The sequence below is a fragment of the Candidatus Sarcina troglodytae genome, from assembly GCF_015708635.1.
Taxonomy (GTDB): Bacteria; Bacillota; Clostridia; order Clostridiales; family Clostridiaceae; genus Sarcina; species Sarcina ventriculi.
The window spans coordinates 1,337,037-1,352,094 of sequence record NZ_CP051754.1; the positions used below are offsets into that span (position 1 = coordinate 1,337,037).

Here is a 15,058-nt window from a genome sequence, read left to right on the forward strand (position 1 = left end):
TAAATATTATTATTATTTTATTTTTTAATACTATTAGATTATAATTATTAATAAAATAAATGATTATTTAATTTATATACTCATTTTTTATATAAATTAATATTTTGTAAACTTTAATTAATAAAAAAAAATATATGTTAAAATAACTTATATGAAAGGATATCAATAATGAAAACAACAAGCTTAAATAATGACTTTAGAGAAATAAGTTTAAATAAAATTTTACCTCACTTAAAAACAACAACTATCGGCCGTCATTTTAAATATTTTACGACACTTGATTCTACAAATACATACTGCAAATTCCTTGCAGAAAAAAATCATCCAGAAGGTACAATTGTTATTTCAGAAGAACAGACAAAAGGCAGAGGTACTAAAGGTAGAATTTGGTCTTCCCCTAGAGGCTCTGGGCTTTGGATATCAATTTTATTAAAACCTAAAATAACTACAACTGATATATCTAAAATAACCCTTATAACTTCCTGTGCTCTTTATGAAACTTTCAAAAAACTAGGTATTAATTCGCAAATAAAATGGCCTAATGATATGCTTATAAACAATAAAAAGGTTTGTGGTATCTTAACAGAAGCTAACATCAAAGAAAACGTAGTAAATTATATAATTCTTGGAGTAGGCATAAATGTAAATGTATCTTACGATGATTTTAATGATGATTTAAAACCTAAAGCAACATCCCTTAAAATAGAAGCAAATAAAGAAATTGATAGATGTTATGTTCTAGCAATATTTTTAAATTATTTAGAAAAATTCTACAATCAAATGATAAATAATTCATCATTGGAATATTTTAAAATTTATAAAGAAAATTCATATATACTAAATAAAACAGTTAATATAGTAAAAAATAATACTGTAGAAGTTGTGCAAGTATTAGATTTTGATTTAAATGGTTTCATATTAGTTAAAGATTTAAATGGTATAATAAAAAAAATATCTTCTGCTGAAATTTCATTAAGAATATAATTTAAACTAAAAGAAAGTAGATAAAATTATCTACTTTCTTTTTCAACTTATTTCAAGTTTACCAAACTTTCTAAATCTAGCATACCTAGCATTTAAAAGCTCATCAATATTCATATTTAAAAGAATGTTTAATTCTTCTACAAGTTCCTTTTTTATATTGTTAGCAACTGATACTACATCTTTTTCAGCTCCACCCTTTGGCTCTGGTATTATCTTCTCTATAACACCTTTTTCTAATAGGTCAAAAGAAGTTATTTCCATAAGTTCCGCTACCTCTTTTGACTTTGATGGATCTTTAAATAATATTGATGCAAATCCTTCAGGTGATAACACTGAATAAACAGAGTTTTCAAGCATCCAAACCCTATCTGAATTTGCAAGACCTATAGCTCCGCCACTACCTCCTTCTCCTATTATTATAGAAATTATAGGAACTTTAAGCATAGACATTTCTATAAGATTTTTAGCAATAGCTTCTCCTTGACCTCTTTCTTCAGCTCCAACGCCGCAATATGCACCAGCAGTATTTATAAAACAAATTACAGGTCTTTTAAACTTCTCTGCTTGTTTCATAAGCCTAAGAGCTTTTCTATACCCTTCTGGATGCAATGAACCAAAATTGGTTTCTAAATTTTCTTTTAAATTTTTTCCTTTTTGTATGCCAATAACAGTAACAGGCATTTCTCCTAAAAATGCAATACCACCAATTAAAGCCTTATCATCTCTAAAATTCCTGTCACCGTGAAGCTCAAAAAAATCTTTAAAAATTAATTTTATATAATCTAGTGATGTTGGTCTTTGAGGGCTTCTAGCTATAGATAATCTTTCCCATGCTGTTAACTTCTTATTTATCATACCTTAATGCCTCCTTAGAACAATGAATATTTAATATTCTTATAAGAGTCATTCTTAAATCTTTTCTTTCAACTATAGCATCTACAAAACCTTTTTCTAAAAGGAATTCAGCGCTTTGAAAATCTTCAGGTAAACTTTCTTTTATTGTTCCTTCAATAACTCTTCTGCCAGCAAAACCAATAAGAGCTTTTGGTTCTGATAAAATAATATCCCCTAACATAGCAAAGCTTGCTGTAACTCCACCTGTTGTTGGATCAGTTAAAACAGTTATATATAACAATCCCTTTTCATTATGTCTAGCTAAAGCTGAACTGATTTTTGCCATTTGCATAAGTGAAATTATTCCTTCTTGCATTCTAGCACCACCAGATGTTGTAAATATTATAATAGGTAAGTTTTCTTTAGTTGCTATTTCAACAGCTAAAGTTATTTTTTCTCCAACTCCAGCTCCCATACTTCCCATCATAAAGTTTGAATCCATTACGCAAATTACGTTTTTTATTCCACCAATTTTTGAATATCCAGTTACAACACCTTCATTTAAGCCACTTTTTTCTTTACTATCTTTTAACTTTTTATCATAATTTGGAAAGTTTCTTATATTGTTTGATTTAATTTCTTGATTAAATTCTTCAAATGTATCTAAATCACATATAGAATCTATTCTTTCATAAGCACCTAACCTAAAATAACCATGACAATGATAGCATATTCCATTATTTTCTTCTAATATTTTAGAATATAATATTTTCCCACATTTATTACATTTTGTCCAACACCCATCTGGAACATTTGGACTATTTGTTTCATTTTGGGCAACATTAACAGTCGCATATTGCCTTTTTTTAAATATTCCCATATAAAATCACCATCACATATTAAATTCCTGATTTATAAAGCTAGTATCAAAATTTCCTGATTTAAATACATCATTATTTAATATATCAAATTGGAAATCTATATTGCTTTCTATTCCCTCTATCACAAATTCTTCTAGTGCCCTTATCATCTTATGTATAGCTTCATCTCTATTTTTTCCATGGACTATAAGTTTTGCTATCATTGAATCGTAAAGAGGTGGAATAGTATATCCTGAATAAACTGCAGTATCAACCCTTACACCATTTCCTCCTGGTATATTTAAAAATGTTATTTTCCCAGGGCATGGAGCAAAATTTTTATCTGGCATCTCTGCATTTATTCTACATTCTATTGCATGACCTCTTAACACTACATCATCTTGAGAAAATGATAATTTATTATTATTTGCAATATTTATTTGTTCCTTTACAATATCTACAGAAGTTATCATTTCAGTTACCGGATGCTCTACTTGAATTCTAGTGTTCATTTCCATAAAATAAAAATTTCCATGCTTATCTAGAAGAAATTCCATTGTTCCAGCATTAACATATCCTGCTGCTTTAGCTCCATTTATAGCAGCAATACCCATCTTTTCTCTAAGCTCTTCAGTTAAAACCTTAGCTGGTGCTTCTTCCAAAACTTTTTGATTACGTCTTTGTATAGAACAATCTCTTTCACCTAAATGTATAACATTTCCATAATTATCTGCTATTATTTGAAATTCTATGTGTCTAGGATTCTCTATAAATTTCTCCATATATACAGAATCATCCCCAAAATTTGTAGATCCCTCACTTTTAGCAGTATAAAAAGCATTTTCAAGCTCATCTTCTTTTCTTACAAGCCTTATACCTTTTCCGCCTCCACCTGATGAAGCCTTTATCATTATAGGGTATCCAATTCTTTTAGCTTCACTTTTAGCTTTCTCAAATGTTTCAATTATTCCTTTACTTCCAGGTATAACTGGTACTTTTGCCCTAGTCATAACTTCTCTAGCCATAGATTTATTTCCTAATAAATCTATGGTTTCTGATCTAGGACCTATAAACTTTATGTTACAAGCCTCACACATAGCTGCAAAAGTCGCATTTTCTGATAAAAATCCAAAACCTGGGTGTATAGCGTTACTTTTAGTAGCTACAGCAGCACTTAATATATTAGTGGAATTTAGATAAGATTCTTTAGATTTTCCACTTCCTATGCAAATAGCTTCATCTGCAAGTTGTGTATGCATAGCATCTTTATCTTGCTCTGAATAAACAGCAACGGTTGATATTCCAAGTTCCTTGCAAGCTCTTATAATCCTAACCGCTATTTCCCCTCTATTGGCTATTAGAATTTTTCTAATCATAAAAAATCACCTCTTTATCCAACTATAAAGGTAAGTTCAGCCTCTGCTGCTTTTTTGCCTTCCACGTAAGCAACTCCTTTAGCAACCCCAACTTTACTTCTCATTTTTATTAACTCTACTTCTAAAGTTAATGTATCTCCAGGTACAACTTTTCTTCTAAACTTAGCTTTATCTATACCTCCAAAATATGCTATTTTACCTTTAAATTCATCTTTAGCTAATAAAGATACTGCCCCTGCTTGAGCTAAAGCCTCTATTATTAAAACTCCTGGCATAACAGGTTCTTGAGGAAAATGTCCTTGAAAAAAATTTTCATTCATTGTAACATTTTTTTTTGCAACTATTTTATTTCCTTCAATACTTTCAACCTTATCTATCAACAAAAATGGGTATCTATGAGGTATTATTTCCATTATTTCTTTAATATCCATAACAAATTCTTCCTTATTCTTATCTATTTTATTTTAAATAGTGGCAACCCATATTCTATTATATCATCATCTTTACACATTACCTCAACTATTTCACCATCATATTCTGATGTTATCTCATTCATTATTTTCATAGCCTCAATAATGCACAAAACATCTCCCTTTTTCACCCTATCTCCGACTTTAGCATAAGGTTCTTCTCCTGGTGATGATGCAGAATAGAATGTTCCAACTAAAGGTGATTTAACTATTTTGAAATTGCCATCTTCTTCATTTGCTTCATCTTTAACTTCTTCTTTAATTTTATTACTAACTGTACTATTAGATAATTCAGTTTTTGAAACTTCATTATTAGACTTTCTATTCTCAACATTTTTTACTATAGTTTCATCTTCAAAATTTTGAGAAAACTCTAGATTTTTATTCATTTTAATTTTAATATCTTGACCTTCAAGTTCAAAACATCTTAAAGATGATTTATCTATTATATCTATTAATTCTTTAATTTCATTGTAATTTAACATATCTTTTACTCTCTCCACTTTTTGAAAATAATACTTCCATTATGGCCACCAAACCCAAATGAATTTGACATTGCATATTCAACTTCTTGTTCTCTTCCTACATTTGGGATGTAATCTAAATCACAATCTTCATCTTTATTTTTTAAATTTATAGTTGGAGGCAAAAATCCCTCTTTCATGGCTTTTATTGCTGCTATTGCTTCAATTGCACCAGCTGCTCCTAAAAGATGTCCTGTCATAGATTTTGTAGAACTTACCGGTATATTTTTAGCATTTTCAGCAAATACAGTTTTTATTGCTAATGTTTCCATTTTATCATTTATTTTTGTAGAAGTTCCGTGAGCATTTATATATAAAGATGCATTTTTATCTATTCCTGCCTCATCCATTGCCATTTTCATAGCCTTTGCAGCCCCTTCTCCATCTGGAGATGGTGATGTTATATGATATGCATCACAAGTTGTTCCATATCCTACTACTTCTCCATAAATTTTTGCTCCTCTTTTTAAAGCACTTTCAAGTTCTTCTAATATAACAGTTCCTGAACCTTCTCCCATAACAAACCCACTTCTATCACTATCAAATGGTATAGAAGCTCTATTTTTATCCTCTGACGTGCTAAGTGCTGTTAATGATTGGAATCCAGCTATTGAGAATCCATCAATTGAACTTTCTGATCCTCCTGCTACCACAATATCAGAATAACCATGCTTTATTGATCTATAAGCTTCACCTATACAATTAGTTGATGTAGCACAAGCTGTTACTATACTTATGCAGTTTCCTTTCAATCCAAATTCTATGGCTATATTTCCTGCTGCCATATTACAAATTAACATTGGCACTGCAAAAGGAGATATTCTTCTAGGTCCTTTAAAAGCTAAAGTTTCAACTTGTTGTTTAGCAGTTCCAATACCTCCGACACCAGTTCCAAATATAACTCCTACTCTTTCTCTATCTATGTTATCTAAATCAAGACCGCTATCCTCAATAGCTTCTTTTGTTGAAGCTATTGCAAACTGTGAATACATATCTAATCTTTTAGCTTTTTTCTTTTCCATATATTTTTCAACTTCAAAATCTTTAACTTCAGCCGCAAGTTTTGCTTTATATTCACTTATATCAAAATGAGTTATAAAGTCTATTCCATTTTGTCCTTCCTTTAATGAATTCCAAAACTTCTCTACTCCACATCCAACTGGAGATATTACTCCCAATCCAGTTATAACAACTCTTCTTGTCATATTTTAAAATCCTCCTTTATATCATAACCATTCCACCATCAACATTTATAACTTGACCTGTTATATAATCTGATAAACTTGATGATAAAAATAAAACTAAATTTGCTACATCCTTAGTTGACCCCATTTTTTTCATAGGTATTGTTTGAAGTATACTTTCTTTTACCTTGTCTGACAATCCATTTGTCATATCTGTATCAATATAACCTGGTGCAACAACATTTATATTAACTCCTCTTGGTGCAAGTTCTCTTGCTATAGATTTTGAAAAACCTATAACTCCAGCTTTAGATGCTGCATAATTACATTGACCTGCATTTCCAACTAATCCAACTACAGAAGATATATTTATTATTTTACCTGCTCTTTGTTTCATCATTATAGGTGTAATAAGTTTAGTTGTATTAAACACACCTTTTAGATTAACATCTAAAACACTTTCAAAATCTTCTTGTTTCATTCTCATTAAAAGACCATCTTTAGTTATTCCAGCATTATTCACTAAAATATCTATAGACCCTAATTTTTCTTTTGCCTCTGATATTAAATTTTCAACCTCTTCAAAATTACTAACATCACATTTTACAGTAACAATCTTTACACCTTTTGCTTCTATGTCTTTAACTAAAGCTTCTATTTCGTTGTTATAATTTCTATAATTTATAACAATATTAGCACCATTTTCAGCTAAAGTTAATGCAATTTCACGTCCTATTCCTCTTGATGCTCCTGTAATTATTGCATTTTTCCCTTTTAACATATGCTTTTCATCCCTTCTAAAGTTTTCTCCAAACTCTTTAAATCTTCCACATTAAATATATTAACCCTTTTTTCTAAAGTTTTACTTATATCTCTAACAAAACCACTTAAAACTCTTCCAGGTCCAACTTCTATAAACGTATCTACTCCATTTTCTAACATTAACTTTATAGAGTCTTCCCATCTTACTGAAGATTCTATTTGTCTTACAAGAAGTGGAATAATTTCTGATTTATCTTGTACAAACTTTCCCTCAACATTGCACACTAGTGGAACATTTAATTCTTTAAATTCAACTTTTTTAAGTTCTTTTTCAAGTTTTAATGCAGCCTCATGAAGCATTGATGTATGAAATGGTCCTGAAACTTTTAAAGATATCGCTCTCCTTGCACCTAATTCTAAAACTATTTCCTTAGCATACTCTACTGCTTTAAGTTCTCCACCTATAACAATTTGTTTAGACGTATTGTAATTTGCAATTTCAACTATACCTTTTTCCTTAGCTTTTTCTACTGCTTCTTGAACCTTTTCTCTTGAAAGTCCTATAACAGCTACCATAGCTCCAACACCTAGTGGAACTGCTTCTTGCATAAACTTACCTCTTTTTTTAACTAAAGAAACAGCATCTAAAAAATCTATAGCTCCCGCTGAAACTAAAGCTGAATATTCGCCTAAACTAAGTCCTGCAACTACATCAGGCGCTATATTATTTTTTTCTAAAGCTTTAAGTATAGCTATCGATGTTGTTAAAATAGCTGGTTGAGTATTTTCTGTTATATTAAGTTCGTCTGCATTACCTTCTAATATCATGTTTGTTATATCAAAACCTAATGCATTATTAGCCTTATTAAAAATTTCTCTACATTCATCTATGTTTTCACAGAGTTCTTTTCCCATACCTATATATTGAGCACCTTGCCCTGAAAATATAAACGCTGTTTTCATGCTTCCTCCTAAAATTAATTATTAATTAAAATAATTTTTTACTTTATCATACTCTTGGAATAAGTCCTCTATTATTTCTTTAACACTTTCTCTCTTATTTACAAGTCCTGAAATTTGTCCTGCCATAACCGAACCTAGTTCTACATCTCCATCTCTCGCAGCTTTAGGAAGTGCTCCCCTTCCTAATTTCTCTAATTCTTCTACTGGTGCATTATTAGATTCTAAATTCATAAATTGTCTAGCTAATTTATTTTTTATTACTTGAACTGGATGTCCTGTTGATCTTCCTGTAACTACCGTATCTATATCATTAGCTTTAATTACTGCTTCTTTGTAATTTTCATGTATAGTACATTCATGAGAAACTAAAAATCTCGTTCCTACCTGTATCCCGTTAGCACCAAGCATAAATGCCGCAGCAACACCTCTTTTATCTGCAATACCACCTGCCGCTAAAACTGGTATATTAACCGCATCAACAATTTGTGGAACTAATGCCATTGTTGTTAATTTACCTATATGTCCTCCTGATTCACAACCCTCTGCTATAATAGCATCAGCACCTAATCTTTCCATTCTTTTTGCCAAAGCTACAGATGGAACTACCGGAATAACTTTTATTCCTGCTTCTTTCCACATATCCATATACTTCCCTGGATTTCCCGCTCCTGTTGTTATAACTTCAACGCCTTCTTCCACAGCTATCTTAGCAAGCTTAGGTGCATCTTCTGATAAAAGCATTATGTTAAGTCCAAAAGGTTTATCCGTTAACTTCTTGCATTTTTTTATTTCTTCTCTTATATATTCAGCTGGTGCATTACCCCCAGCTATTATACCTATTCCTCCAGCGTTAGACACAGCTGCTGCTAAAGAACTATCTGAAATCCAAGCCATAGCACCTTGCAGTATTGGATATTTTATATTCAATAATTTACATATGTCCTCTTTCATAATCACCACTCCATATTCATAAAATAAAATTAAACACCTCTATAATTATAGTGTATTTAGAAATTTTTTTCTACATCTCTATTAAAGCGCCACCCCAAGTTAAACCAGCACCAAATCCTACTATTATAATTTTATCTCCTCTTTTCAAAAGATTTCTATTATCCATATCCGCAAGTGCTATTGGAATGCTTCCTCCTGATGTATTTCCAACCTTGTCTAAATTAGTGAAGAATTTATCGATTGGACACTCTAATCTTCTTGCCGCTTCCTCAACTATTCTTAAATTAGCTTGATGTGGCACAATATATTTTATATCATCTATACATAATCCAGATTTTTCAAGAAGCTTTAAAACCACTTGTGGCAACATTCTAACACTAAACTTAAATACTCCTCGTCCATCCATCCATATATGATCGACTTTAACTTCTTCTATGGTAGTGCATATTTTAGAAGATGGTACAACTTTTCCAGCTGTTAAACTCTTAATACCTAACGTTCCATCAGAACCAGTATATGTTGCTAAAACACCGTTTTCTTCTGAAAGCCCTAAAACACAAGCACCTGTTCCATCTCCAAATAAGACACAAGTATTTCTATCTTGCCAATCCATAATTCTTGATAAAACTTCTCCACCTATAACTAATGCTTTTTTATATTCTCCAGATTTTATAAGAGCATTAGCAGTTATTAATGAAAAAACAAATCCAGAACAAGCAGCTGAAATGTCAAAGCATGTAGCATTTTTACATCCTAACATATCTTGAACAATACATGCAGTTGATGGACATACACTATCTGGTGTTATTGTTGCAACTATTATTAAATCTATTTCTTCTGGCTTACATTTTGCCTTTTGCATAGCCTCTTGACAAGCTTTTGCTGCCATTTGTGCTACAGTTTCACCAGATGAAATTCTTCTTTCTTTTATACCTGTACGTTTTGTTATCCATTCATCAGATGTATCTACAATTTTTGCTAAATAATTATTATCTACAATATTTTCTGGATAGTAACTTCCATATCCCAAAATTTTTGCTCCTGACATAATTCTTCTCCTTATCTATACGTTTATTAATAAATTCTCATTTTAAAAAACTTACTGACAAATCTATTGATTAATTTTATGTATAAGAATATTAAAACTAGTTTATAATGATAAACTGTATTAAATAATTTAAAATCTCTAATATTTAGTTAAAATATATTAAAAATAATTTTTATTTTCCCAATATTCATTCAAAATTTTTGATTGTCAAAGTTAATTAGAATAATAATACTATTTTTTTTAAATGTCAATCTATTTATGGAAATTAGTAGTATGTTTTATTAAAACTAAGTTTAAAAACATAATTTTTCTCAATAAAACAAATTTAATTTTAATAAATTTATATTTCCAATCTAATACTATAATTAACATTAGTAAAATTTATTTATTTTTTACATTTTATATACATTTTTTATTTAATATCATTTATAATTTACTTAAAGAGATTAACATTATTATTTTAAAATTATTATACCATGTAATTTTATATTTTTTATTACAAAAAAACAATCAAAACTCAACTTATATTAAAGGGGAATTAGAATTATGAAAAAAATATTTAGCTACTTAACTTTTACTTTAATTATTTTTTTTATCTTAAGTGATTTAAATACAGGATATGCTTTCGCTCAAGATTTAAATAATATAGAAATAACAGCTGATAAAGCAATTACAATAGATATTCAAACTAATGAAATAATTTACGCTAAAAATGCTGATGAAAAAGCTCAACCCGCATCTACTACAAAACTTATGACGGCAGCGTTACTTTCTTTAAATAAAAATTCATCAGATATGCTATCTATAACAAATACTGCCTTAAATCAACCATCTAGTTCTGTTTACAAGGATTATTCTTTAAATCTCTCCTCAGGAGATTTAATATCCGCCAATAATGTTATGAAAGGTCTTTTATTACATTCTGGAAATGATATGGCAACTATTATAGCTGAAGCTATTTCTGGAAATGTAGATAACTTTGCAAATCTTATGAATGAAAAAGCTATAGAACTCAATATGCATAATACACATTTTTCAACTCCTAGTGGTTTAGATACCGAAGAGGCCTTAAACGGAAAACAGCACTATACAACAGCTTATGATTTATCTCTTCTAGGACAGTATGCATTTTCAAATGCTTGGGTTTTAAATGCTGCATCAACTACTACTGCTAATCTAGATATAAATGATGAAAACTCTATAACTTTAACTAATGGAAATAAAAATCTAAATAAAAATGGTTGCTTAGCAGGAAAAACTGGTTTCACCACAAAAGCCGGTAGATGTTTAGTAGCGCTTTATGAGAGAAATGGCAGACAAATTTTAGGAGTAATATTAGGTTCCACGTCTGATGATTACTTTAATGATATGGAAAAAATAATTGATTATAGTTATGAAGTAAAACCCTCTATACTTTACAAAAATGGTGAGACTGTAGATACAGAAGACTTAGAATTTAAACTCTTTAAATTTTTTGGACCTAAAATCACTTACAATATACCATTTATACTTAAAGAAGATGTATATCAATACTTTAATGATATAAATACTTTAGAGAGTAAAATATCCCTTAATGCTGATGTTAATATTTGGAATTTATCTAAAGATTCTGTAATAGGTACTCTTACTATTCAAGAAAGAAATGCAACTAAAACTTTCAATATATATACAAATATAACTACTAAAGATTTAATAAAGAAAAATATTGTTATATATTTAATATGTTTATCGATTATTTTATTTATCTTTTTGTTTGTAATAATTAAAATTCTAAGGAAAAAATCAACTAAAAAGCATAATATATCTGTATAATTATATAAAAAAAGAAGGATTTAAATTAAATCCTTCTTTTTTATTTCATACTAACATAAAATTTTTCAAAACTTAATTTATATATTAAAAAATTCTATTATATATGCTTCATCGTAATTTATAACTAACTCATCTGGAAAATTAATTTCTTTTAATAATTTTTCACAATTAGGAAATTTCCCAACTGCATAAGATATATGTGCATCACTTCCTAGTATAACTTTAACCTTATACTTTTTACACAAATTTAGCATTATTTTATAATTGTCTAATGCTCCAGCTCTATATCCATCTGAATTTAAAGATGAATTATTTACTTCTAATAAAACATTTTTTTCTTTTGCATATTTTACTATTTTTTCGTAATCTAAAGGATATCTAGAGTCATCAGGATGACCAATTATTTTAACATATTTATTATTCATAGCTTTTATAACAGCCCTTGTATTTTCTTCTATACTACCAAATGCTACACAAGGTGGATGCATACTTGCTATCACATAATCTAGCTTTTCTCCTAAATCATCTGGAATGTCAATATTTCCATCATAATCTACAATATTTGCTTCTACACCTTTTAAAATTTTAACACTTTCTATTTCCTTTGGTATAGCTTTTAAATTATAAAAGTGAAATAAATGACTAGCCCCTGGCATGTTAGGCGCATGATCTGACATACCTAAAAACTTCAACTTACATTTAACAGCTTCCTCTATATTTTCCGATATAGTACTATATGCATGACCACTTGATATCGTATGACAGTGTAAATCTATAAATGATTTCAAAGTATTCTCCTCCTAAAACTTATATATTACAATTATTGTTATTTAAACAATCAATTTATCTTTTAATAAATTATAAAATTTATTAAAAATAATAGCAATATCTAATTTCTAAAAAAGAAGGTGGATTTAAATAAAAATCCACCTTCTTTAATAACTAATTATTTTTTTCATTTTTAATTGCTATTCCTAAAGTCGATGCAAACCCTCCCCAAAGAACTGTTGCACCAAATATAAAAAATCCAATTGCTGTCCCTGTCATAAAATATCTCTCCTTTCTTTTTTAAGCATCTAATACCTCGCTACTTAATTTATTTTTTTCCCAAGGTTTTTTACTTATTAATATTGAAACAAGTATGCCAAATCCGACTACTCCCCATCCATATAATATCAGTGCCCAAACTGAATATCCTTCATATGGAGATTTAAGTTCAGTTAAAAAGCTTTGAATCAACATAAATAAAAGCATTCCTGGTGTTATATATTTTATAGCTAAATCCCACCATTTTCCTATTTTAAAATATGATATAGAATTTGTATGTTTTCTAATAGTTTTCGGCTTTATTATATATCCTATAAATATAGCCTCTAATAATCCTACTACAACTATTCCATAATTATTTATAAAATTATCTATTATATCTAAGAAATATAGTCCTGCTCCAGTAGCAAATATTGAACTTAATAGAAAACCTACAATACATATAATTGTTATTACTTTTTTACGCTCAAATCCAAACTTATCTATAATTGCAGCAGCTGCAGCTTCAGTTAATGACACACTAGATGTTATTCCTGCAAATATTAAACATAAGAAGAATAATGCTCCTATAACATTTCCAATAACCCCCATAGTGCTAAATATTTGTGGAAATACTATAAATGCAAGACCAATACCACTTGTTGCAACCTCTCCAACTGAAACATTTTGAATTGTTGCCATATACCCTAAAATACTAAAAACTCCAATAGAGCATAAAAACTCAAATCCACAATTAGCAAAGGCGGTCATAAAAGCACTATTGTTTATGTCGGTTTTCTTTGGAAGATAACTTGAATAAGTCATCATTATCCCCATTGCTATACTAAGCGAAAAAAATACTTGTCCATAAGCTGCAACCCAAACTTTTGGTTTCAAAACCATTGACCAATCTGGCGTAAATAATGTGTTTAATCCAAGTGAAGCACCTTCTAAGTTAACTGATTTTATTACTATAAAAATCATTATTGATATTAGAACTGGTAAAAGCACTTTATTAACCTTTTCTATACCAGACTTTATACCTCTAAAACATATAAACCAATTTACTCCCCAAAGTAATGCTATTCCAAATAGTATTACAAATACAATTCCTCCAAGTTGAAAAGGAGATGATGATAAATTTAAGAAATTATTATAAAAGAATCCATTAGGATCACTTCCCCAAGATTTAAAAAAACTAAATCTAAGATAATTTATTGCCCAACTTAAAATCATAGAATAATAACAAAGAATTATAAATGCATTTATGCTAGGCCACCACCCAAGCCACTCCCATTTCTTATTTCCTTTTGCAATTGATAATGGTGTTGAGCCTCTAAACTTATGACCAACTCCATATTCTAATATTAAAAGAGGTATTCCTGCTGTAAATATTGCAAAAAAATACGGAATTAAAAATGCGCCTCCACCATTTGAATAAACCAAATATGGAAATCTCCATATATTTCCTAATCCAACTGCCGAGCCAACTGCTGCTATTATGAATCCCATTTTGCTTCCCCATTGCTCTCTTTCTTGCTCCATTTAAATTCCTCCTTATCCATTTTATTTATTAATTATTTTTTTTTACCATACAAATCTTTATTATATGATATATTATTTTAATATATTTATCAATATTTTTTTGAACATTTTTTATATTTTATAGATTTTATTTTTATTTTTCCTAAAATATTAATATATTTTTATAATTTTATTATTTTATCAATTTAAATACTTTAATAATAATTTTATAAAAAAACCTATAATAGATTTATTATCATCTACTATAGGTAATATAAATTTATTTTATTTAACATCTAAGTATTTGCTTTAATACCTCATAAGTATAGTCTATTATTTCACCACAACTTATTCTTTTTTGTTTTAATTCCTTACAAATTTCTGTATTATATTGTATTTGTATTTTCTCCATTAATTCTTTTGTAAGAGCTCTTGCCTCATTAATTTCATCATTACTTTTTCTACCCCTTAAGTATCCAATTACTATGGTTGCACCTCCAAGAGCACCACATAAACTCCCAGATGCAAAGCCTGTACCCATACCACTTGCTAATGATATTGGCATATCAGTCTTAAATTCATCATTATATGATTTTATTATAGCTTCTGAACATGTGTAACCTAATCTATGGTATTCTGATGGTTTTGTCATTTCAAAGTCTCCTTAATTAATAAATATTTTATATAACAAGTTTATTTATATAATAATTTTATTTTATATCATTAATTTAATTATAAAT

Annotated in this window: 16 protein-coding genes; 2 read left to right on the forward strand and 14 right to left on the reverse strand. The window is 28.9% G+C overall.

The features are described from left to right. Positions 1 to 168 precede the first annotated feature (168 nt). A complete protein-coding gene (locus HH195_RS05970; protein WP_196370174.1) occupies positions 169 to 984 on the forward strand; it encodes a biotin--[acetyl-CoA-carboxylase] ligase in 816 nt (271 codons plus the stop codon). Positions 985 to 1,026: 42 nt separating this feature from the next. Here HH195_RS05970 and HH195_RS05975 read toward each other — a convergent pair whose 3' ends face one another. From HH195_RS05975 to HH195_RS06020, 10 genes are all read right to left on the reverse strand, one after another. After that, the gene (locus HH195_RS05975) at positions 1,027 to 1,839 is read right to left on the reverse strand and encodes an acetyl-CoA carboxylase carboxyltransferase subunit alpha (RefSeq protein ID WP_055257015.1); all 813 of its coding nucleotides are present in this window, start codon (positions 1,837 to 1,839) and stop codon (positions 1,027 to 1,029) included. Further along, positions 1,829 to 2,698, reverse strand: coding sequence for an acetyl-CoA carboxylase, carboxyltransferase subunit beta (gene accD, locus HH195_RS05980; protein WP_055257016.1), 870 nt, complete (start codon positions 2,696 to 2,698; stop codon positions 1,829 to 1,831). The genes HH195_RS05975 and accD overlap by 11 nt, the downstream gene beginning before the upstream one ends. A gap of 12 nt (positions 2,699 to 2,710) precedes the next feature. Continuing rightward, a complete protein-coding gene (locus HH195_RS05985) occupies positions 2,711 to 4,054 on the reverse strand; it encodes an acetyl-CoA carboxylase biotin carboxylase subunit (RefSeq protein ID WP_196370176.1) in 1,344 nt (447 codons plus the stop codon). Positions 4,055 to 4,068: 14 nt separating this feature from the next. Then, a complete protein-coding gene (gene fabZ, locus HH195_RS05990) occupies positions 4,069 to 4,485 on the reverse strand; it encodes a 3-hydroxyacyl-ACP dehydratase FabZ (RefSeq protein ID WP_055257018.1) in 417 nt (138 codons plus the stop codon). A gap of 23 nt (positions 4,486 to 4,508) precedes the next feature. Further along, positions 4,509 to 5,027: an acetyl-CoA carboxylase biotin carboxyl carrier protein gene (gene accB, locus HH195_RS05995; RefSeq protein WP_243278485.1), complete on the reverse strand. Its 519-nt coding sequence runs from the start codon at positions 5,025 to 5,027 to the stop codon at positions 4,509 to 4,511. Then, complete coding sequence (fabF, locus tag HH195_RS06000; protein WP_055257020.1) at positions 5,015 to 6,253, reverse strand: beta-ketoacyl-ACP synthase II; 1,239 nt, start codon at positions 6,251 to 6,253, stop codon at positions 5,015 to 5,017. The genes accB and fabF overlap by 13 nt, the downstream gene beginning before the upstream one ends. A gap of 16 nt (positions 6,254 to 6,269) precedes the next feature. Continuing rightward, positions 6,270 to 7,013 carry a 3-oxoacyl-[acyl-carrier-protein] reductase gene (gene fabG, locus HH195_RS06005; protein ID WP_196370178.1) on the reverse strand — a complete coding sequence of 248 codons (744 nt, stop codon included), beginning with the start codon at positions 7,011 to 7,013 and terminating at the stop codon, positions 6,270 to 6,272. Further along, the gene (gene fabD / locus HH195_RS06010; protein ID WP_196370180.1) at positions 7,007 to 7,957 is read right to left on the reverse strand and encodes an ACP S-malonyltransferase; all 951 of its coding nucleotides are present in this window, start codon (positions 7,955 to 7,957) and stop codon (positions 7,007 to 7,009) included. The genes fabG and fabD overlap by 7 nt, the downstream gene beginning before the upstream one ends. A 21-nt stretch (positions 7,958 to 7,978) precedes the next feature. Beyond that, positions 7,979 to 8,908: an enoyl-[acyl-carrier-protein] reductase FabK gene (gene fabK / locus HH195_RS06015; RefSeq protein ID WP_196370190.1), complete on the reverse strand. Its 930-nt coding sequence runs from the start codon at positions 8,906 to 8,908 to the stop codon at positions 7,979 to 7,981. A gap of 70 nt (positions 8,909 to 8,978) precedes the next feature. Next, positions 8,979 to 9,956: a beta-ketoacyl-ACP synthase III gene (locus tag HH195_RS06020; RefSeq protein WP_196370192.1), complete on the reverse strand. Its 978-nt coding sequence runs from the start codon at positions 9,954 to 9,956 to the stop codon at positions 8,979 to 8,981. 546 nt (positions 9,957 to 10,502) lie between these two features. On the opposite strand from HH195_RS06020, the gene HH195_RS06025 reads away from it, so the two are divergent. Next, positions 10,503 to 11,768, forward strand: a complete 1,266-nt coding sequence (locus HH195_RS06025) for a D-alanyl-D-alanine carboxypeptidase family protein (RefSeq protein ID WP_196370194.1) — start codon at positions 10,503 to 10,505, stop codon at positions 11,766 to 11,768. Positions 11,769 to 11,845: 77 nt separating this feature from the next. Here HH195_RS06025 and HH195_RS06030 read toward each other — a convergent pair whose 3' ends face one another. The 4 genes from HH195_RS06030 to HH195_RS06045 form a co-directional block, all read right to left on the reverse strand. Beyond that, a complete protein-coding gene (locus HH195_RS06030; RefSeq protein ID WP_196370196.1) occupies positions 11,846 to 12,556 on the reverse strand; it encodes a phosphatase in 711 nt (236 codons plus the stop codon). 154 nt (positions 12,557 to 12,710) lie between these two features. After that, positions 12,711 to 12,815, reverse strand: coding sequence for a MetS family NSS transporter small subunit (locus HH195_RS06035; protein ID WP_112365828.1), 105 nt, complete (start codon positions 12,813 to 12,815; stop codon positions 12,711 to 12,713). A 21-nt stretch (positions 12,816 to 12,836) separates the two neighbouring features. Then, positions 12,837 to 14,339 (reverse strand): sodium-dependent transporter, encoded by a 1,503-nt coding sequence (locus HH195_RS06040; RefSeq protein WP_196370197.1) that lies wholly within the window; start codon positions 14,337 to 14,339, stop codon positions 12,837 to 12,839. Between the two features lie 268 nt (positions 14,340 to 14,607). Beyond that, positions 14,608 to 14,970 carry a C-GCAxxG-C-C family (seleno)protein gene (locus HH195_RS06045; protein ID WP_196370199.1) on the reverse strand — a complete coding sequence of 121 codons (363 nt, stop codon included), beginning with the start codon at positions 14,968 to 14,970 and terminating at the stop codon, positions 14,608 to 14,610. Between the last annotated feature and the right edge of the window lie 88 nt (positions 14,971 to 15,058).